Origin of the sequence: uncultured Pseudoxanthomonas sp., assembly GCF_947498795.1 — a bacterium.
Lineage (GTDB): Bacteria > Pseudomonadota > Gammaproteobacteria > Xanthomonadales > Xanthomonadaceae > Pseudoxanthomonas_A.
In genome coordinates this window covers 1,239,293-1,260,049 of record NZ_CANMLQ010000001.1, presented here as the reverse complement: position 1 = coordinate 1,260,049, position 20,757 = coordinate 1,239,293, and the positions used below count along the sequence as shown (strand labels likewise).

The 20,757-nt window shown below is 66.3% G+C and carries 15 protein-coding genes; 4 read left to right on the top strand and 11 right to left on the bottom strand.

What is annotated here, in order from left to right; genetic code table 11:
- Positions 1-22 precede the first annotated feature (22 nt).
- The 6 genes from Q0907_RS06070 to Q0907_RS06045 form a co-directional block, all read right to left on the bottom strand.
- Complete coding sequence (locus Q0907_RS06070) at positions 23-1,168, bottom strand: hypothetical protein (RefSeq protein WP_299342525.1); 1,146 nt, start codon at positions 1,166-1,168, stop codon at positions 23-25.
- Complete coding sequence (locus Q0907_RS06065) at positions 1,161-1,412, bottom strand: acyl carrier protein (protein WP_296282949.1); 252 nt, start codon at positions 1,410-1,412, stop codon at positions 1,161-1,163. The genes Q0907_RS06070 and Q0907_RS06065 overlap by 8 nt, the downstream gene beginning before the upstream one ends.
- Positions 1,409-2,437 carry a ketoacyl-ACP synthase III gene (locus tag Q0907_RS06060; RefSeq protein ID WP_299342523.1) on the bottom strand — a complete coding sequence of 343 codons (1,029 nt, stop codon included), beginning with the start codon at positions 2,435-2,437 and terminating at the stop codon, positions 1,409-1,411. The genes Q0907_RS06065 and Q0907_RS06060 overlap by 4 nt, the downstream gene beginning before the upstream one ends.
- Positions 2,438-2,585: 148 nt before the next feature.
- Positions 2,586-5,177 (bottom strand): bifunctional aconitate hydratase 2/2-methylisocitrate dehydratase, encoded by a 2,592-nt coding sequence (acnB, locus tag Q0907_RS06055; RefSeq protein ID WP_299342521.1) that lies wholly within the window; start codon positions 5,175-5,177, stop codon positions 2,586-2,588.
- Positions 5,178-5,229: 52 nt separating this feature from the next.
- Positions 5,230-5,631, bottom strand: coding sequence for a type II toxin-antitoxin system VapC family toxin (locus Q0907_RS06050; protein WP_299342519.1), 402 nt, complete (start codon positions 5,629-5,631; stop codon positions 5,230-5,232).
- Positions 5,628-5,834, bottom strand: a complete 207-nt coding sequence (locus Q0907_RS06045) for an AbrB/MazE/SpoVT family DNA-binding domain-containing protein (protein ID WP_296282945.1) — start codon at positions 5,832-5,834, stop codon at positions 5,628-5,630. Before Q0907_RS06045 ends, Q0907_RS06050 begins: the two co-directional genes overlap by 4 nt.
- A 208-nt stretch (positions 5,835-6,042) precedes the next feature.
- Between Q0907_RS06045 and acnA the strand changes: the two genes are divergently transcribed.
- The gene (gene acnA, locus Q0907_RS06040; protein ID WP_299342517.1) at positions 6,043-8,811 is read left to right on the top strand and encodes an aconitate hydratase AcnA; all 2,769 of its coding nucleotides are present in this window, start codon (positions 6,043-6,045) and stop codon (positions 8,809-8,811) included.
- Between the two features lie 65 nt (positions 8,812-8,876).
- Here the strand turns inward: acnA and Q0907_RS06035 are convergent, their stop codons facing one another.
- A complete protein-coding gene (locus Q0907_RS06035) occupies positions 8,877-11,333 on the bottom strand; it encodes a prolyl oligopeptidase family serine peptidase (protein WP_299342515.1) in 2,457 nt (818 codons plus the stop codon).
- 153 nt (positions 11,334-11,486) lie between these two features.
- On the opposite strand from Q0907_RS06035, the gene Q0907_RS06030 reads away from it, so the two are divergent.
- Entirely contained in the window at positions 11,487-11,951 is a 465-nt protein-coding gene (locus Q0907_RS06030; RefSeq protein WP_299342513.1) for a hypothetical protein, read from the top strand.
- 7 nt (positions 11,952-11,958) lie between these two features.
- On the opposite strand, the gene Q0907_RS06025 is transcribed toward Q0907_RS06030, so the two are convergent.
- Positions 11,959-12,420, bottom strand: a complete 462-nt coding sequence (locus Q0907_RS06025) for a nuclear transport factor 2 family protein (protein ID WP_299342511.1) — start codon at positions 12,418-12,420, stop codon at positions 11,959-11,961.
- 94 nt (positions 12,421-12,514) lie between these two features.
- Between Q0907_RS06025 and Q0907_RS06020 the strand changes: the two genes are divergently transcribed.
- Entirely contained in the window at positions 12,515-14,194 is a 1,680-nt protein-coding gene (locus Q0907_RS06020; RefSeq protein ID WP_299342509.1) for a long-chain fatty acid--CoA ligase, read from the top strand.
- Positions 14,195-14,460: 266 nt separating this feature from the next.
- Positions 14,461-15,327: a crotonase/enoyl-CoA hydratase family protein gene (locus tag Q0907_RS06015; protein ID WP_299342507.1), complete on the top strand. Its 867-nt coding sequence runs from the start codon at positions 14,461-14,463 to the stop codon at positions 15,325-15,327.
- A 173-nt stretch (positions 15,328-15,500) separates the two neighbouring features.
- Here the strand turns inward: Q0907_RS06015 and Q0907_RS06010 are convergent, their stop codons facing one another.
- From Q0907_RS06010 to lysS, 3 genes are all read right to left on the bottom strand, one after another.
- A complete protein-coding gene (locus Q0907_RS06010) occupies positions 15,501-17,696 on the bottom strand; it encodes an ATP-binding protein (RefSeq protein ID WP_296282938.1) in 2,196 nt (731 codons plus the stop codon).
- A gap of 3 nt (positions 17,697-17,699) precedes the next feature.
- Positions 17,700-18,788, bottom strand: a complete 1,089-nt coding sequence (locus Q0907_RS06005) for a two-component system response regulator (RefSeq protein WP_299342656.1) — start codon at positions 18,786-18,788, stop codon at positions 17,700-17,702.
- 405 nt (positions 18,789-19,193) lie between these two features.
- Complete coding sequence (gene lysS / locus Q0907_RS06000; protein ID WP_299342505.1) at positions 19,194-20,717, bottom strand: lysine--tRNA ligase; 1,524 nt, start codon at positions 20,715-20,717, stop codon at positions 19,194-19,196.
- Between the last annotated feature and the right edge of the window lie 40 nt (positions 20,718-20,757).

Here is a 20,757-nt window from a genome sequence, read left to right as displayed (position 1 = left end):
CGTGAGCACCCGGCAGGGCCCGTCAGTAGATGCCATCGCTGTCGAAGCTCAGGTCGGTGATCTGCCAGCGTCCTTGCCCGCCGTTGCCGGGCAGCGGAACCGCCGAATACACGCCCGCCACCAGCGACGGCGATTCGCGGCCGAGAAAACCCAATCGTTTCAGCAGCGGCGCGGCCTGTTCGTCTAGCACCGTGGTGAAGACCCGGCTGCAGCGCTCCTTGCGCGCACGCGCAACGGCGGCCTGCAGCAGGGCCATCAGTGCGGCATCGGCGCCGCCGGCCGCGGTCTTCCAGTCGAGCAGGTGCAGTCCGGCCTTGCCCGTTCCATCCGCCGCTACGTTCCGCACCGCCATGTAGCCGACGCACACGCCTGCCCGGTAAGCGACCATCAGGTCGTAGCGCGCACGCGGGTTGTCGAACAGCCGCCACTGCAGGTGCTCCGGCGACGGCATCACGCACGCAACCTGCGGCGGCAACACCGCGCGAAGCGCCTCGATGTCCGCCGTGGGCACCTGCGCCACCTCGACCACATCGATCCCGGACCGCGACCTGCGCTGCGCGGCACGATGCACCAGCGACCAGCCGGCATCCAGCACCGGCGCGCCAACGCGCACGGCGAACGTGCCCAGTCCGTGCTGGCGCAGCATCTCGGCGCTGTCCAGCGGGAGTACGCGGTAACTGCGCTGCGGCAGGGCGGCAAACATGCGCTTCACCAGACCGATCGAATGCGCATTGGCGCCGACCGCCAGCGTCACGTCTGCCTTCGCCATCATCATCTGGTTGAGCCAGACGCCCCCGCCCCCGCCCTCCAGGTCGGGTCGCAGTTGGATGTCCATCAGCAACTGGCCATCGAGCGTGCGGCCCGCATGGTGGATGCGCTGGGCCTCGCGGCCTATCACGGCCAGTACGCCGGTGTCGTCGCGCAGCAGCCAGAGCGTCCCCGGCTCGTCCCTGCCGTCGGTGTCCAGTCCGTAACGCCAGCGCAGGTAGGCATCGTCGTCCCACCCCGTGCGCTGCCGGAACGCCAGCAGCGCCGGAAGATCGTCGCGGATGGCGGGTCGGAACGCCGCGGTGAGCTGGTCGGGCGACCAGCCCAGGCTGCGCGCGAACATGCGCGTGGTGGTCGCCAGTGGCGGAAGCGTGGGGCGCGCCGCCCTGCCCTCAGTCATCCATCACCCCATGGCGGCGCAGGTAGGCGAAGAGGTCCGACACCACCTGCATGGCACGCGATTCCTCGGCATCCAGGTGCAGGCCGAAGCGTTCGTCCAGTTCCGCCATCAACATCAGCGCCCCCATCGAATCCCAGCCATCGATGTCCTCGCGCCGCATCGACGGCGTGAGCGGCGAGGTTTCGGAGAACGCCTCGGCCATCATCGCCAGGACCTCCTGTTCGCTCATGCGCGGGGCGTTCATGCCGACGCCTCCAGCGCAGCCAGCTCGCCATGCAGCAGCGGCGTTCCGGCGCGGATGGGCAGCAACGCCGATCCCCACGACAGACCGACGCCGTAGCCCAGCAGCATCACCGTACGGTCGTGCGTGCTGTCCAGCATGCGCGTCAGCGTGACGGCGACCGAGGGGCCGCCGCAGTTGGCGGTGTCCTCGATCGTCATGGGCACGCGCGCCTCGGGGAGACCGCACTTCTTGGCGAGGTGCTTCATGATGAAGCGGTTGGACTGGTGGAAGACGTACTGGTCCACGTCGTCCACGGATTTCCCCGCCAGCGCCAGCGTGTCCGCCACCAATGGCGGCACGCGCTTGATGGTGAAATTGAAGATGGCGGCGCCGTCCATTTCCAGCGCCAGATGGCGTGGGTCGGCGGGATGCCGGTCGCGGAAGGCCCCGCCGCGGATGATCAGCCCCTCGCGGCCGGCGCCATCGGTATGCAGGCAGAACGCAGCCTCGTCGTCGCCCGTCTCCAGCGCCGTTGCCGACCCGGCGTCGCCGAACAGCAGCGTGGTGGCGTGGTCCGCCGGATCGGTGAAACGGCTGGGTGTCTCGCCATGCAGCATCAGGATGCGCTGGTGTCCCCCCGCCCGCAGCATGGCCGCAGCCACGTACAGTCCGTAGGGATAGCCGGAACACCCCAGCCCCAGGTCGAAGGCGGCACAGCGGTCGGACAAACCGAGCCATGCATGCAGGACGCACGCGGTCGAGGGCAGGAAGTAGTCCGGCGATTGCGTGACGAATAGGAGCCCGGTGACGCTGTCGCGCTCCCACCCCAGTCGCGTCAGCAGCCGCTCGGCGGCGTCACGGCAAAGGTCGGCCGCGGTCGTTCCCTCGTCGACCACATGGCGCTGGCGCACGCCGGCCATGGACACCACCTTGCGCACTTCGTCCGCGCCATAGCGCTCGCCCTCGGCCAGGTTGTCGATCCGGCGTGCTGGCACGCAGGTACTGACGCCCGCCACGCGGATGCCCGGAATACGTGCCTGCGCCAACTCGACTCCCCTTCTTGCGTGGTGCAGCCGACGCCGCACGTGCCTTGTTTCCGCGAATAACGTTATATGTGACATCAACCGGACGGCGCCGCCCAAAAAAAAGGCCCGGCGCTGGGCCGGGCCTTCGACTCCCTGCAGCCGCCCAGGATCAGGCGGCCACGGTCTTCGCCACGTCCTGGTACTCCTCGATCTGGTCGAAGTTCATGTAGCGATAGATCTCGGCGCCCTTCTCGTTGATCACGCCGATGTCGGCCATGTACTCGGCCTTGGTCGGGATCTTGCCCAGGCGCGAGCAGATCGCGGCCAGCTCGGCCGACCCCAGGAACACGTTGGAGTTGCGGCCCAGGCGGTTCGGGAAGTTGCGGGTCGAGGTGGAGAACACCGTCGCACCCTCGCGCACCTGCGCCTGATTGCCCATGCACAGCGAGCAGCCGGGCATTTCCATGCGCGCACCCGCGGTGCCGAACGTACCGTAGACGCCTTCCTTGGTCAGCTCCGAGGCGTCCATCTTGGTCGGCGGCGCGACCCACAGGCGGGTCGGGATGTCGCGCTTGCCTTCCAGCAGCTTGGCGGCGGCACGGAAGTGGCCGATGTTGGTCATGCACGAACCGATGAACACTTCGTCGATCACGGTACCCGCGACGTCCGACAGCGTCTTCACGTCGTCCGGGTCGTTCGGGCAGGCCAGCAGCGGCTCGTGCACGTCGGCGAGATCGATGTCGATGATCGCCGCGTACTCGGCATCGGCATCCGGCTCCAGCAACTGCGGGTCGGCGAGCCACGCTTCCATCTTCGCGATGCGACGGGCCAGCGAACGGGCGTCGGCGTAGCCTTCGGCGATCATCCACTTCAGCAGCGTGATGTTGCTGGTGAGGTACTCGATGATCGGCTCCTTGTTCAGGCGCACCGTGCAACCGGCGGCGGAACGTTCGGCCGAGGCGTCGGACAGTTCGAACGCCTGCTCCACCTTCAGGTCCGGCAGGCCTTCGATCTCGAGGATGCGGCCGGAGAAGATGTTCTTCTTGCCCGCCTTGGCCACGGTCAGCAGCCCGGACTTGATGGCGTAGTACGGGATCGCGTTGACCAGGTCGCGCAGCGTCACACCCGGCTGCAGTTCACCCTTGAAACGGACCAGCACCGATTCCGGCATGTCCAGCGGCATCACGCCGGTGGCCGCGGCGAACGCGACCAGGCCGGAGCCGGCCGGGAACGAAATGCCCACCGGGAAGCGCGTGTGCGAGTCGCCGCCGGTGCCGACGGTGTCGGGCAGCAACATGCGGTTGAGCCAGCTGTGGATCACGCCGTCGCCCGGGCGCAGTGAGATGCCACCGCGGGTCGAAATGAATTCGGGCAGCGTGTGGTGCGTCTTCACGTCGACCGGCTTCGGATAGGCCGCGGTGTGGCAGAACGACTGCATCACCAGATCCGCCGAGAAGCCCAGGCAGGCCAGATCCTTCAGCTCGTCGCGGGTCATCGGACCGGTGGTGTCCTGCGAACCCACCGACGTCATCTTCGGCTCGCAGTAGGCACCCGGGCGCACGCCCTGGCCTTCCGGCAGCCCGCAGGCGCGGCCGACCATCTTCTGCGCGAGCGAGAAGCCCTTGCCGCTGTCGGCCGGCTGCTGCGGCTGGCGGAACAGGTCCGTCGCCGGCAGCTTCAGCGCTTCGCGCGCCTTCGCGGTCAGGCCGCGGCCGATGATCAGCGGGATGCGGCCACCAGCGCGCACTTCGTCGAACAGCACGTCGGACTTCACCTGGAACTCGGCGATCACTTCACCGTTCTTCAGTGCCTTGCCATCGTACGGCCGTAGCTCGACCACGTCGCCGTGATTCATCTGCGAGACGTCGAGTTCGATCGGCAGCGCGCCGGCGTCTTCCATCGTGTTGTAGAAGATCGGGGCGATCTTGCTGCCCAGGCAGACGCCACCGAAGCGCTTGTTCGGGATGAAAGGAATGTCCTCGCCGGTGAACCACAGCACGCTGTTGGTCGCCGACTTGCGCGAGGAGCCTGTACCGACCACGTCGCCGACGTAGGCGACCAGATGGCCCTTGTCCTTCAGCGACAGGATTTCCTGGATCGGGCCGCGCTTGCCGTCTTCTTCCGGCACGAAAGGCGCGTCGGGGCGCTTGTTCTTCAGCATCGCCAGCGCGTGCAACGGGATATCGGGGCGCGTGGTCGCGTCCGGCGCCGGCGACAGGTCGTCGGTGTTGGTCTCGCCCGGCACCTTGAAGACGGTGACGGTCAGGCTCTGCGGCACTTCCGGCTTGCTGGTGAACCATTCGGCGTCGGCCCAGCTCTGCAGCACGGCCCGCGCATGGGCGTTGCCCTGCTCGGCCTTCTCCTGCACGTCGTGGAAGCTGTCGAACATCAGCAGCGTGTGCTTCAGGCCCTCGGCGGCGGTCGCGCCCAGCTCGGCGTTGTCGAGCAGCTCGATCAGCGGGTGGATGTTGTAGCCGCCCAGCATCGTGCCCAGCAGCTCAGTGGCGCGCGTGGGCGTGATCAACGGGGTCTTCTCGGTACCGAACGCGACGGCGGCCAGGTAGGACGCTTTCACCTTGGCGGCATCGTCGACGCCGGCCGGCACGCGGTGCGTGATGAGCTCGACCAGGAAGTCCTCTTCACCGGCCGGCGGGTTCTTCAGCAGTTCGATGACCTCGGCCGTCTGCTGGGCCGACAGCGGCAGCGGCGGGATGCCCAGCGCGGCGCGCTCGGCTACGTGGTGGCGATAGGCTTCCAACATGGGTGGCTCCGGTCGTTCGGTGATGCGGTGGAATGGGAAAACAGGGTGACGCTTATTCGTTCGCGGGCACGATCAGTTTCAGGCCCTTGAAGTAGTCGCGGTGGAACGCGGTGTCGAAGGTGATGAGGCCATCGCACTGCAGCAGCGCGTGCGCGCCGACCAGGAAATCGGCGATGGGCCGGGCGTCGCCTTCGCGCTGGCGGTGACGACGCTGCATCTCGCCTGCACGCACGGCGGACTTGGCTTCGACGGCATTGAAATGCACGCCCATTTCCTCAAGCGCGCCCAGGGCATCCGCACCATTGCGCAGCGAGGCGCACAGCTGCGCCAGCGCGGCATCGCAGACGACGACACGCCCGCTGCCGAGACTCTGGCGCAAGCCCGCCTCAACGGCGTCCGCGCGCGGACCATCGGTCAGCAGTTCGATCAGGACGGGCGCGTCGACGGCGATCATTCGCTGACGGCGCCCGTCGGGCTGTCGGCGTCGAGGGCGAACTTGCCACGCACGCGCGAAATCGCGTCGTCGACGCTCTTCCGCAACACGATGCGGCTACCCTCCAACTCGACCTTCAGCACGCTGCCCTTGGTCAGGCCCAGCGCATCGCGCACGGCCTTCGGCAGGGTGATCTGGCCGCGTTCTGCAACGGTGGCTTCCATCAGCGGCCCCTCTTGAGTATGGAAGAATTATACATACTTCAGTTGGCATACCCTAGCCCGGAGCGCCTGTCATCCCCCACCACCTTGGTCGAATCATGCCCGTCTCATACATGGCGGATAATCCGGGCAGGCCTCTACAAGACATGCAGGGCCGCCGGCTTATGCTGTCTGGTCACCTCACCCTCCCCCAGCTACAGGAGCCTCCGCGATGAGTGATTCCTTCGCCACCCGACGTTCCCTGGACGTCAACGGCACGTCCTACACGTATTACAGCCTGCCCGCGCTGGCCGAGCGGCTGGACCCGGCCGGCGGCCTCGCCCGCCTGCCCTATTCCCTGAAGATCCTGCTCGAGAACCTGCTGCGCTGCGAGGACGGGGTCACCGTGCTGCCGGAGCATGTCCAGGCCGTCGCTGCCTGGGAGGCCGCCAAGGAACCGGACACCGAAATCGCCTTCATGCCCGCGCGCGTGGTGCTGCAGGACTTCACCGGCGTGCCCTGCGTCGTCGACCTTGCCGCCATGCGCGATGCCGTGGTGAAACTCGGCGGCAGCCCGGACCAGATCAATCCGCTGATCCCCTCCGAGCTGGTCATCGATCACTCCGTGCAGGTCGATGTGTTCGGCAGCGCCGATGCGCTGGACCTCAACGGCAAGATCGAATTCGAACGCAACAAGGAGCGCTACGGCTTCCTGCGCTGGGGCCAGAAGGCGTTCGACAATTTCAAGGTGGTGCCGCCGAACACCGGCATCGTCCACCAGGTGAACCTGGAAAACCTCGCCCGCGTGGTCATGACCGGGGAGAAGGACGGCCAGGCCATCGCCTATCCCGACACCGTCTTCGGCACCGACAGCCACACCACGATGATCAACGGCATCGGTGTGCTGGGTTGGGGCGTGGGCGGCATCGAGGCCGAGGCCGCGATGCTGGGCCAACCGTCGTCGATGCTGATTCCGCAGGTCGTGGGCTTCAAGCTGACCGGCAAGCTGCCCGAAGGCGCAACCGCCACCGACCTGGTGCTGACCGTCACCCAGATGCTGCGCAAGCTGGGCGTGGTGGGCAAGTTCGTCGAGTTCTACGGCGACGGCCTGCAGCACCTGCCGCTCGCCGACCGCGCCACCATCGGCAACATGGCGCCCGAGTATGGCGCCACCTGCGGCATCTTCCCGATCGATCACGAGTCGCTGAACTACCTGCGCCTGTCTGGTCGCAGCGAAGCACAGATCGCGCTGGTCGAGGCCTACGCCAAGGCGCAGGGCCTGTGGCATACGCCGGACAGCCCGCATGCCGAGTACAGCGCCACGCTGCAGCTGGACATGGGCGATGTGAAGCCGTCGCTGGCCGGCCCCAAACGCCCGCAGGACCGCGTGCTGCTGCAGGACGTGAAGCAGAACTTCCGCGACAACCTGGTGCCGTTCGCCGATGCGCGCCGCAAGCGCATCGACCTGGTGCAGGAAGACCGGCTCAAGAACGAAGGCGGCGGCGGTACGGCCGTGGGGGCTAGCGAAGCCGCGCACGAATCCTCGCCGCACAGCGGCGCGGCGGTGAAGTTGCGCGATGGCGACGTGGTGATCGCGGCGATCACCTCGTGCACCAACACCTCGAATCCGGCGGTGATGCTGGGCGCGGGCCTGCTCGCACGCAACGCAGCGGCGAAAGGCCTGAAGGCACAGCCATGGGTCAAGACCTCGCTTGGGCCGGGCTCGCGCGTGGTCACCGACTATCTCGAGAAGGCGGGCGTCCTCGACGATCTGGAGAAGCTGGGCTTCTACGTCGTCGGATACGGCTGCACCACCTGCATCGGCAACTCCGGTCCGCTACCGGACGACGTGTCGGCCGCGATCGCCGCCGATGATCTCGTCGTCGCCTCGGTGCTGTCGGGCAACCGCAACTTCGAGGGACGCGTGCACCCCGAAGTGAAGATGAACTACCTGGCCAGCCCGCCGCTGGTCGTGGCGTATGCCATCGCCGGCACCACCAATATCGATCTGACAGCGGAACCGCTCGGCACCGGCAGCGACGGCCAACCGGTTTTCCTGAAGGACATCTGGCCCAGCAACAAGGAGATCGGCGACTTCATCGCCGCCACGATCGGCCCCGAGATGTTCGCCAAGAACTATGCCGATGTATTCAAGGGCGATACGCGCTGGAACACCATCGCCTCGCCCGACGGCGACCTGTACGCCTGGGATGGCGATTCCACCTACATCAAGAACCCGCCCTACTTTGACGGCATGTCGATGGCGATCGGCAGCATCGACGACGTCCGCGGCGCGCGCGTGCTCGGCCTGTTCGGGGACTCGATCACCACCGACCACATTTCGCCCGCCGGCAACATCAAGAAGGACTCGCCTGCGGGCCGCTTCCTGATCTCGCGTGGCGTACAACCGGTCGACTTCAACAGCTACGGCAGCCGCCGCGGCAACGATGACGTGATGGTGCGCGGCACCTTCGCCAACATCCGGATCAAGAACCTGATGTTCGGCGGCGAGGAAGGCGGCAACACGCTGTACTTCGGCAGCGGATCGCCAGAGAAGCTGTCTATCTACGACGCGGCGATGAAGTACAGGGCCGATGGCGTCCCGCTGGTGGTGATCGCGGGCAAGGAGTACGGCACGGGCTCCTCGCGCGACTGGGCGGCAAAGGGCACCAACCTGCTGGGCGTGAAGGCGGTGATCGCGGAGAGCTTCGAACGCATCCACCGCTCCAACCTGGTCGGCATGGGCGTGCTGCCGCTGCAGTTCGGCGATGGCCAGAACGCCCAGTCGCTGGGCCTGGACGGCTCGGAAACATTCGACGTCACGGGCCTGCAGGACGGCGTTGCGAAAACCGCCACGGTCACCGCGCGCAAGTCCGACGGCAAGAAGGTCGAGTTCCAGGCCAAGGTCCTGCTGCTCACGCCTAAAGAAGTGGAGTACTTCCGCCATGGCGGGCTGCTGCACTACGTGCTGCGCCAGCTGGCGGCGCGCAAGGCCGGCTGAGTGCTGGTAGCGGGAAAAGAAAAAGGCCGCCCTAAGGCGGCCTTTTTCGTGCAGGCAGTCGTGTTTCAGCGAGCCGCAGCCGGTGCTGTGCCCGCTGCCCGCCCCTTGTTCTTCACGTACCGCTCCAGCCACTGGTCCTGTTCCCACAGCAGGTGCAGGACCGATTCCTTCGCCGCATAGCCGTGGCTCTCCTTCGGCAGCAGCACGAGGCGTGCCGGTGCACCGAAGCCCTTGAGCGCATTGAAGTAACGCTCGCTTTGCATGGTGAACGTGCCTGAGTTGTTGTCGGCCTCGCCATGCACCAGCAGCAGCGGCGTCTTCATCTTCTCCACGTGCATGAAGGGCGACATGTCGTTGTAGACGCCGGGCGCTTCCCAGTAGTTGCGCTCTTCCTGCTGGAAGCCGAACGGCGTCAGCGTGCGGTTGTAGGCGCCGCTGCGCGCGATGCCGGCGGCGAACAGGTCCGAGTGCGTCAGCAGGTTGGCGGTCATGAACGCGCCGTACGAATGGCCACCCACGGCCACACGCGAACGATCGATGTACCCGAATCCGTCGACGGCGTCGATCGCGGCTTTGGCGTTGGCCACCAGCTGCTTGATGAACGTGTCGTTCGGCTCGTCCTTGCCCTCGCCCACGATCGGGAACGCCGCGTCGTCCAGCACCGCATAACCGCGCGCGACCCAGTACACGGGCGAGCCATAGCTCGGGAAGATGAACTCGTTCGGGTTCGTGGTGTTCTGGCCCGCACTGGCTCGGTCCTTGTACTCGGTGGGATACGCCCACATCACCAGCGGCAGCTTCTCGCGCTTGGCCATTCGGTCATAGCCGGCCGGCAGGTACAGCGTGCCCGTGAGCGGCAGCCCGTCTGCGCGCTTGTACGTCAGGACTTCCTTGTACACGCCCTGCAGGGCCTTGAAGGGATTCTCGAACTGCGTCACCGGCACCGGTGCGATCCGCTGCTTCAGGTGGCGCACGTAGTAGTTCGGGAACTCGGTCGGCGATTCGATGCGTACCAGCGCCGTGCCCTGCGCGGGATCCAGCAGCGCCTGGATGCTTTCCTTCTGGCCTTCGAGACGCGACGTGTACAGGCGTTCCTTCTTGCCAGTAGCCAGTTCCATCCGATCGATGAAGGGGAACTGCCCCTCGGGCGTGAAGCCGTCGCCGATCAGGTACGCCTGGCCATTGTCCAGGGCGAGCACGGTTTCACCCGCGCTGTTCTTCCGCGTCTCGAACTGCCCCGGATCGCTGTACTGGTCCTGGTAACTGCGGCTCACAAGTTCGCGCAGCGGCGCGCCCGGCTTCGACGGATCCAGCACGTAGGTCCGCGTATGGCGCGTGTTCCACCAGTAATCGGTGACGATCGCATGCGTGTCGTCGCCCCACAGGATGCCCTGGACGCGGTCGACGGTCTTGAAGAGCGACTGCGGCGGCGCGGTGAACGGTGCCTGCCACGCGAAGGCTTCGTCGCGGAAGGGCACGTCGTTCGCCGGATCGCCCTTGTCCAGCGCCTCGGCCCAGACCAGCGTGGCGGGCTGGTCCGCACGCCATTCGACATCGCGACGACCCGCGCGCACGGCCATGAAGCCCTTCGGCAGGTTCTCAGCGAGTGGGGCTTCGACGACGGTCGTCACCGGCTTGCCGGTGGTTTCCACCACGTCGGCGCGGTACGGGAAGCGGCTATAGGGCACCAGGTAGGAAAACGGCTTCTGCAGGGTGCGCAGCAGGACGTACCGGCCATCAGGCGAGAACGATTCGCCGGTATGCATTGCCGCGGCACGCCAGAGCGTCGCGCGCCCCTGCAGCGGGACGCGGTGCAGTTCGGACGTGGCGAGCACGGCGAAATTGTTTTCGTCCGACGGATTCTTCAGCAGGTCCTGGTAGGTGCGGTTCTGTGCCTTGCTGCCATCGCTCACCGACACCGTCGGCCCGGTCGGAACGGCACGCGCCGTATCGAGCAGTGCGGGGCGTTGCGCCGGCAACATGCGTACCAGCAAGGCTTGGTTGTCGCGGAACCAGGTCAGCGGATTGCCCACGTTGCCGTTGACCCGCGCCTCGGTCAGGCGCGTGGCCTGCGCAGTGGCCAGTTCCATCACCCACGCTTCCACGCCGGTTCGCGTGGTGTGCGTGAACGCCAGCCGGCGTTCGTCGGGCGACCAGGTGAAATTCGCCAGGCGCGGCGCCGCAGGCAAACCCGTCACCTGCTGCGCGCCACCGCGCTGCAGATCCTGCACCTGCACGTTGGTGAAGTAGGTGGTGGTGCTGGCGATGTTGGTGCGTGGATTGACGCGCAGGCCACCGAGACGGAGCTCCTCGTCGGACAGTTCCCCCAGTGACTTGAACGTGTCGCGGTAGAACAGCACCAGGTGCTGCTTGCGGCTGTCCGTCGCGACGGTGGGCGGTCGCTGCACGTCGGCGAGCTGCAGGATCTCGGCCGGCGGCGTCTGGTACGGCAGCGCATCCTGCGCGAAGGCATTCCCAGCGGCCAGCCACAGGCACGCCAGCAGTTTCCAGCGAATCGACATGAGCGGTTTCCCCGTTTTGACACGCCGATCATCACGGCTCCCCCGGGTCGTGGCAAGACCGGGCACGGCGTGCGAGGAACGCTTGCCGGTCGGCTGCGCCTGGTGCGTTAGGGATCTTGAAGGCCTTCGTCGAAGGTCGTCCGAGACGTCGCCATGGGAGTTCCTGTCCTGCGTTCCACCTGCCTGCTCCTCGTCCTCGCCTTCTGTGCCGACGCCCGCGCTGCAGCGCCCGACACCGATCAGGCCAGGCGCATCGCCGAGCAGTTCCTTGCCACCCGGCAGGCCAGCGCGGGCCCGCAGGAAGCTTATGAAGCGGGCGATGTCGCCGTGGCCGACCTGGACGGCGACGGCGAGTCGGAAGTCGTCGTGCTGTGGACGATGCTGGGCCCCACCCACTGGCATCACGGCGTCACGGTGCTGGCCCGCAAAGGGCAGCACTACGCGCCCGCGGGCGAGACCGACGAACCACTGGGCAGCGTGGAAGGCATGGTGGTGCGCAACGGCACCGTCGAACTGAAGACGAAGTGGCCCGGACCCAACGACGCGCGCTGCTGCCCGACCGTTCCCAGAACGCTGCGCTACCGGTGGAGTGCCGGAAAGCTGTCGCCGGCGAAATAGCGCGCGGTCAGCGGGGCGCGTTCCAGCGCGCGTGGTAGATCCGCCACTCGCCTTGCTCCCGACGCCATGCGGTGGTGACGTCGTAGGTCTGCGCCTGTTCCGGAAGGAACCGGCCCGTACTGCCGGTCAGCAGCACTTGGAACGACACCGTCGCATTGTCTCCATCGACCCGCACGTCCAGGGGACCGGTCGTCGTTCCCACGCGTGCGTTCGCGAACGTGCGTGCACGCACCAGGTTGTGCATCGCAACACGATCCATGCCGGCCGGCCCGGTGAAATCGTCGCTGACGCCGTCCATGAAATCGCCGACGCGTTTCTCTTCGACGGCCACCTGCATGCCTCCCACGCGGTGCCGCAGCTGGGCCTCGGGTGTTTCCGCGCTGCACGCCACGAGCGTCGCCAGCACGAGCGCCGCCGCCGCGATGAAACCCTGCCCCATCTTCGCCATCGAAACCTTCGCCTTTTCCATCCGGAACGGTATGCTCCCGGCAGGCGCCCCTTTCGGCGCTCGCCCACATGCATGCCGCGAGGCAGCCCGTAGACCCTGGGGAGGGAGCAGAACGATGAGTCAGGAACGTCCGTGGTTCAAGAGTTATCCGCAAGGCGTGCCGCAGCAGGTGGACCTGGAGCAGTACCGCTCCATCGTGTCCGTCTTCGATGAGGCGATCAGCAAGTACCGCGACCGTCCCGCGTTCCGCAACTTCGGCAAGACCCTGACGTATGGCGAGATCGACAAGCTCAGCCGCCAGTTCGCCGCGTACCTGCTTGGCGAACTGAAGCTCAAGAAAGGCGACCGCGTCGCCATCATGATGCCGAACTGCCTGCAGTACCCCATTGCGATCTTCGGCGTGCTGCGCGCTGGGCTGACCGTGGTGAACGTCAATCCGATGTACACCCCGCGCGAACTGAAGCACCAGTTGACCGATTCCGGTGCCAGCGTGCTGCTGGTCGTCGACAATTTCGGCAAGACCGCGCAGGAAGCGCTCGCCGGCACGCAGGTCAAACAGGTGGTCACGACCGCGCTGGGCGACTTGGTCGGCTTCCCCAAGGGCGCCATCGTCAACTTCGTGCTGAAGTACGTGAAGAAGATGGTGCCCGACTACGACATTCCCGGCACCGTTCGCTTCAAGGACACGCTGACGCTCGGCCAGCTGCATACGTTGCCCGACATCGACATCGACTCCGGCGACATCGCCTTCCTGCAGTACACCGGCGGCACCACCGGCGTGGCCAAGGGCGCCATGCTGACGCACCGCAACCTGGTGGCGAACATGCAGCAGGCGGGCGTCTGGGTCGGCACCGGCCTCGACTACGGCAACGAAGTCATCATCACGGCGTTGCCGCTGTACCACATCTTCGCGCTGACGGCGAACTGCCTGGTCTTCATGAAGCTTGGCGGCCTGAACCACCTGATCACCAATCCGCGCGACATGCCCGGCTTCGTGAAGGAGCTGAAGGCCACGCGCTTCACCGCGATCACGGGCGTCAACACGCTGTTCAACGGCCTGCTGAATACGCCGGGCTTCGACGAGGTCGATTTCTCCAACCTGAAGATGACCCTGGGCGGCGGCATGGCCGTGCAGCGTGCCGTTGCGGAAAAGTGGAAGAAGGTCACGGGCGTGACGCTGGTCGAAGCCTATGGCCTGACCGAGACGTCGCCCGCGGCGTGCATCAATCCCATGGACCTGCACGATTACAACGGCGCCATCGGCCTGCCGGTGCCGTCGACCGATGCCTGCCTCAAGGACGACGACGGCAACGTCGTTCCCGTTGGCGAGGTGGGCGAACTCTGCATCAAGGGTCCGCAGGTCATGAAGGGCTACTGGCAACGGCCCGAGGAAACCGCGAACGTGATGGACGCCGACGGCTGGCTGCACACCGGCGACATGGCGAAGATGGACGAGAACGGCTTCTTCTACATCGTCGACCGCAAGAAGGACATGATCCTGGTCTCCGGCTTCAACGTGTATCCGAACGAAGTGGAAGACGTGATCGCAGGCCTCGACGGCGTGCTCGAGGTCGCCGCGATCGGCGTGCCGGACGAGAAGTCGGGCGAAGCCGTGAAGGTGTTCATCGTGAAGAAGGACCCGTCGCTCACGGCGGAACAGGTGAAAGCGTTCTGCCGCGACAACCTCACGGGCTACAAGCAGCCCCGGCACATCGAGTTCCGCACGGAGCTGCCGAAAACCAACGTCGGCAAGATCCTCCGCAAAGAGCTCCGCGAGCCCGCGAAAAGCGCGTGACGCCCTGTTCAGGGTGTTGAAAAAGGCCGGCCATGCGCCGGCCTTTTTCTTTTGGTTCAGGACTTTAGGGTCCGATTCTAGACATTCGTCACAAATATCGAGACTGATGGCGGGGGGACGGCCCCAAGTTGCCACAAGCGCGCTTGTGCACCGGATTTTAATTATTCGTTCAGGTGTAGGATCGGCGCGTGATGCCACCTGCGTCACATTAATCCGTCACCCGCCTCCCCTGCCGCGCGGGCAAGCAACCCTCCAAGGAGCTCTCCATGAACAACGTCGAAAAACTGCAGCGCACCCGTTCCTTCCCGACCATCCGTGTCGAGTCCGAACCCAGCGGTGACGCCCACTGGATGTACATGCATTCGGACGTGGCACCGGGCGTGCGCCCGTGCTTCCGCAGCCAGATGCTCGACGACGTGCTGAGCTTCATGAATTCGATCACCCTGCGCGAATCGCAGCGCCAGCCCGGCAAGCTTCGCCATCTCGTGGTCGCGTCCGATGCGAATGCCTTCAACCTCGGCGGCGATCTGGAGCTTTTCTCGCAGCTCATCCGCGAGAACAACCGCGACCGCCTGCTCAGCTACGCGCGCCGCTGCATCGATGGTGTCCATCACCTCAATACCGGCCTCGGCGGTGACGTGCGCACCATTGCCCTGATCCAGGGCGACGCACTGGGTGGTGGCCTCGAGATCGCCCTGTCCTGCCACACCATCGTCGCCGAAGAAGGCGTCGACATGGGCCTGCCGGAAGTGCTGTTCGGCCTGTTCCCGGGCATGGGTGCGTACTCCTTCCTGTGCAAGCGCGTCTCGCCGCAGGTCGCCGAGAAGATCATCCTGGAAGGCAACATCTACACCAGCGATGAGCTCTACAAGCTTGGCGTGGTCGACGTGCTGGTACCGAAGGGCCAGGGCGCTTCCGCCGTGCAGACCATCATCGACAAGCAGCGTCGCTCGCCCCATGCGCACCTGGCGTTGAACGCCTGCCGCAACCTCGCCCAGCCGGTCGGCTACGACGAACTGATGGGCATCACCGAGGTGTGGGTCGATACCGCGCTGACGCTGGGCGACAAGTCGCTGAAGATGATGGAACGCATCGTCCGCGCGCAGGAAAAGCGGTCGATCCGCGCGGCCTGAACACCCGCATGACTGCGGCAACGCAGTAACGACAGGGGAAATCAGGGGGTTGGAGCGCGCCGTGCGCCTTCAAGGGCGAGTCCGGGTCATCCGTACTCGCCAGCGATCCATCCGGACCGCGTCCGCCCGCGCCACCGTATCGCCACCGCGTCGATCGCGGCAGTGGCCCCGCGTCAGGACGACGAGTGTTCGTTGCCCTTGTCCAGGCCCGCGCCCCGCACGCGCTGCCGCGCATCGAGCGCCGCACGACCGTGGCTCAGGTGCGAATTCAGCGCTGCCAGGCGATGACGCCATTCGCGGGTGATCTGCCAGTCGGCCAGGCTCATCATTTCGCCGGCGGCCGCCGCGAGCTTGACCAGGCCCAGGTTGCTGGCCACGCCCTTCAGGGCGTGAGCGTGCTCACGCAGGTGTTCCCCATCGCCGCGCTCCATCGCATGCGCCATCGCGCCGATGCACCCGTCCGCATCGTTGAGGCATTGCTCGATGAATTCGCGTTCGAACGCGTCACCCATGCCCAGCGCGGTCAGTTCGTCCAGCACGCTGACATCCAGCACACCGTCCGACACTTCCGCACGCACAGGCGCCGCCGGGACGGCGGTGGCCGCAACCCGGCCCGAGGTCGCGATGTCTGCCAGCGCGTCCAGCAGGCGCGTGGCGACGACCGGCTTGGCAAGGAAGGCGCGCGCTCCGGCCTGCTCGCAACGCTGGATCGATTCGGGCGTGACATCCGCGCTGAGTATGAGCACGGGCGTACGGCTGCCGCTGCCCGCCTCCATCACGCGCAGCTGCTTCAACAGGTCCAGGCCGCTCAGTCCGGGCATGTGCAGGTCGCAGATGACCGCGTCGTAGGTCGCCGATTCCAGCGCATCGAGTACTTCTTCGCCGCCGTTGACGCAGGTGATGCGGTGGCCCGCTTTCTGCAGCAGGCGCTGCACGACCATGCGATTGGCCTCGTGGTCGTCGGCGACCAGGATCTGCATGCTGCGCACGCGCGCACGATGGCGCAGGAACGGATCCGAGAAGGCGATGATGTTCTCGGCGCTGGCGGTTTCCGGCTCTTCCTGCAGCCACTCGGCGTGGCCATGCACGGCCGGCACCATGACGCGCTCTGCCACGGCCTCGAACGGCAGTTCCACCCAGAAGCAGCTGCCGCGCTGCTCGTGGCTTTCGAAGCCGATCGTGCCGCCCATGGCCTCGGTCAGGCCTTTGGCGATCGTCGTGCCCAGACCGGTGCCGCCGTAGCGGCGGGACAGGCTGCCATCGGCCTGCTCGAACGCCTCGAACAGTCGCTCGCGCAGCGCGACCGGCACGCCGATGCCGGTATCGGTGACAGTGAAGCGCAGGCGGATGCGGCTGCCCTCGACCAGCGTGGGCGCGACCACCAGCCGGACCTCGCCGTCGTCGGTGAACTTCACCGCGTTGCCGGCGAGATTCAGCAGCACCTGGCGCAGGTGGCCCGCATCGCCGCGCAGCTTGAGCGGGATGGCATCGTCCACCACGCCTTCGTAGCGGACCTGCTTTCCACGGGCCTGCGGCATGAGGATCAGGCCGATGCTCTCAACCAGTTCGCGTGGCGAGAACTCCACGACGTTGAGCTTGACCTTGCCCGCTTCGATCGCGGAGATGTCCAGCACGTCCTCGACCAGTCCCAGCAGCGTCCGGGTCGATGCCTGGATCGTGGACAGGCACTCGCGCTGTTCGGCATCCAGACGCGTGGTCGCCAGCAGTTCGGACATGCCGGCGAGACCATTGAGTGGCGTGCGGAACTCGTGGCTCATGTTGGCCAGGAACCGGCTCTTCGCTTCGTTCGCGCGGCGCGCTTCGTCGGTGGCGCGCGTCAGGTCGCGCAGCAGGCCGGACAGATACATCGGCACGGCGATCAGGCCCAGCACCAGGCCGACACCCAGCGTCAGGTTGCTGCGCCAATAGTCGTTCATCAGCACCACCGCCCCGAAGGCGGTGCTCGCCATCGCCACGGCGACGACCAGATAGCGGTTGCCGTAGCGCAGGCCGTTGCCGACGGTGATCCACATCAGGACCACGTAGGCCCACGACAGCGGCTCGCCCATGCCGTTCATCGCCGCCGCCAGCAGGCCGTAGTCGGCGATCATGCCCAGCGCACGGCGCGCGTGCGATTTGCCAGGCTGCACCAGCAACCACGCGAAGATGCCCAGGCCATTGACCAGGCCCGAGGTGATGATGGTCAGGACGATGGTGTACTCGTCCGCAGGCAACGCGGCGCGCGAGGAAGGCAGCAACGCGTAGACGAGGATGATGGTGATCAGCGCGACCCGGATCAGCGCTTGGCCGTGCTCACTGTCGCCGCGATGCGCCAGTCGGGATTTGATCCAGGCAAGGGGATTCGTCATGGCTCACTCCATCCCTGGACGGCTCTGCACCGTCGAGTAACGTTCGCAAATGTCGTCGAGCCGCGCCCGCCCGCGAATCAGCGCGTCGACGCAGGCCGGATCGAACAGGCGGCCACGCTGGGCGTACAGGTAGGCCAGGGCCGCATCCTTGTCCCAGGCCTTCTTGTACGGACGCGGCGAAATCAGGGCATCGAAGACGTCCGCAACCGCCACTATCCTCGCTTCCAACGGGATCTGCTCGCCCACGAGGCCATCGGGATAACCGCTGCCGTCGTAGCGCTCGTGGTGGCGCAGCGCGATCAGCGCGCCGGTCTGGATGAAGCGGTTCTGGCTGCCCGACAGCAGCTGGTGGCCGATCTTCGGGTGGCGGCGCATGACATCGGTTTCGTCGGCCGTCAGCGGTCCGGCTTTCATCAGGACCGAATCCGGGATCGCGATCTTGCCCATGTCGTGCAGCGGCGCCGCCATTTCGATGGTGCGCACCTCGTCTTCGGGCAGCCCCAGTTGCTCGGCGATCAGGCCGGCCACGTGGGCCATGCGTTCCAGGTAGGCGCTGGTGCCGCTGTCGCGGTACTCGATGGCGCGGGCCAGCCGCGAGAGCGTCTCGCGCTCGCGCTCCTCGACCTCGTGCATGCTGGACAGCAGGCGCTGCTCCAGCGACAGGGCACGCTGCTTCACGTTCTCGGACTGCTGGCGGAGCTGCAGCAGGTTGCGGCAGCGGGCACGCAGCTCACGCGGGCGCACCGGCTTGACGAGGAAATCGATGACGCCCGCCTCGAGGGCGGCCTGGCGGATCGGCTCGTCGCCGACCACCGTGATCAGGATGATCGCGATGTCGCGATGCATCGGCAGCCGGCGGAAGCGGCGCGCGAACTCCAACCCATCCATGCCCGGCATGCGGTAGTCCAGCAGCAGCAGGTCGGTCCGGTTCTTCTCGCACCATTCCAGTGCGGCCAGCGGATCGCCGAAATCATGGACGGCCAACTCGGACGCGATGTCCTCGATGACATGGCGCAGCATGGTGCGCGCAGACGTCTGATCGTCGACGATGACGATGTTCAAAGCGTTACCTGCCCCTTGTGGCCACAGCATGTGGCTGTCGGGCAAGGATACTCCGGCGGCGGCGGCACTCGCATCCAACATGGCGGAAGTCCTGTTCGGCGGTACGGTCCCGGGTCGGGTCCGTGATCCACGAAGGGAACCGATGCCAATCGCGGGGCCCCCTCCCCTGATCTCTATCGGCGCGGACGACGGAAAATTGACCGTCCTGCGCGTCAATCGACGCAGGAAGCGTGCCAGCCGCCCCAGCGGCCTGTCCGGCCTCCACACATTGACCTCCGTCACAGATTGGGGCCCTTGCACCCCGCCCCGGTAGGAGCGGATGCCGAAACGCAGGGCCGCAGGACAGCCGTGCCTGCGTCATGGACCCGTCGCGTCATCCCGCCAGGTTCCCTTTCTGCCCCATAGCGTCACTCGCGGCGGAACAGGCGCGCCTGTTCAGCCGTGGCTTTCGGGGCGCATGTAAGGGAAAAGCAGCACGTCCCGGATCGAGTCCGAACCCGTCAGCAGCATCACCAGCCGGTCGATGCCGATGCCGAGCCCACCGGTGGGCGGCAGGCCGACTTCCAGCGCACGGATGTAATCGGCGTCGAAGTGCATGGCTTCGTCGTCGCCGCCCTCCTTGGCCTGGACCTGGGCCATGAACCGGGCCGCCTGGTCTTCCGGGTCGTTCAATTCGGAGAAACCGTTGGCGATTTCCTTGCCGTTGATGAACAGTTCGAAGCGGTCGGTGTAGCCCGGCTGGTCGTCGTTGGCGCGGGCCAGCGGCGAAACCTCGACCGGATGGTCAGTGATGAAGGTCGGCTGGACGAGCGTGTGCTCCACGGTCTTCTCGAAGATCTCCAGCAACAGCTTGCCCCAGCCATACGACGGCTTGACGTGGATCTTCAGCCGTTCGCAGTGGCGCGCCAGCGCGTCGCGATCGGTGCAGTCCGCCGCCGTGATCTCGGGATTGTGGTGGCGGACGGCTTCGTCCATGCGCCAGCGGCGGAATGCCGGCTCCAGGTCGATGTCCTGGCCGTCCCAGGCCACCTGGCCGGTACCCAGCACCTCGTGCGCCACATCGCGGATGACGCCCTCGGTCAGGTCCATGATCTCGGTATAAGTGGCGTACGCCTCGTACAACTCGAGCATCGTGAACTCGGGGTTGTGCCGCGTGCTTACACCCTCGTTGCGGAAATTGCGGTTGATCTCGTAGACGCGCTCCAGCCCGCCGACGACCAGGCGCTTCAGGTACAGCTCCGGCGCCACGCGCAGATAAAGGTCCAAGTCCAGCGCGTTGTGGTGCGTGGTGAACGGCTTGGCCGCGGCGCCGCCGGGGATGTAATGCATCATCGGCGTTTCGACTTCGAGGAAACGCCGCGTATCCAGCCATTCGCGGATCGCGCGGATGATCCGCGAGCGCTTGATGAACACGTCGCGCGCTTCCGGCGTGACGATCAGGTCCACGTAGCGCTGGCGGTAGCGCTGCTCCACGTCGGACAGGCCATGCCACTTGTCCGGCAGGGGGCGCAGCGATTTCGTCAGCAGGCGGAAGGCGTCGGCTTTCACCGACAGTTCGCCGGTCCGGGTGCGGGTCAGCCCACCTTCCACACCGACGATGTCGCCGACGTCCCAGCCCTTGAAGGCATCGTACGTCTCACCCAGCGTGTTGGCCTGCAGGAACAGCTGGATGCGCCCCGACTCGTCCTGGATCTGCACGAAGCTGGCCTTGCCCATCACGCGCTTGGCCATCAGGCGCCCGGCCAGCTTCACGCGACGAGTACTGCCTTCCAGCGCCTCGCCGGTCCACAGTTCGGCATCCTCGTACTGCGTCTGCAGGTCGCCCGCATAATCGCTGCGGCGGAAGTCGTTTGGAAACGCGATGCCCTGCCCGCGCAGCGCCGTCAGTTTGGCGCGGCGCTCGGCGATGAGGCTGTTCTCGTCGACGGCGGGCTGCGTGGCTGGGGTCTGATCGGTCATGGTGTAGGAAATCGAAGAAGGCGATGTAGGAGCGGCCCAT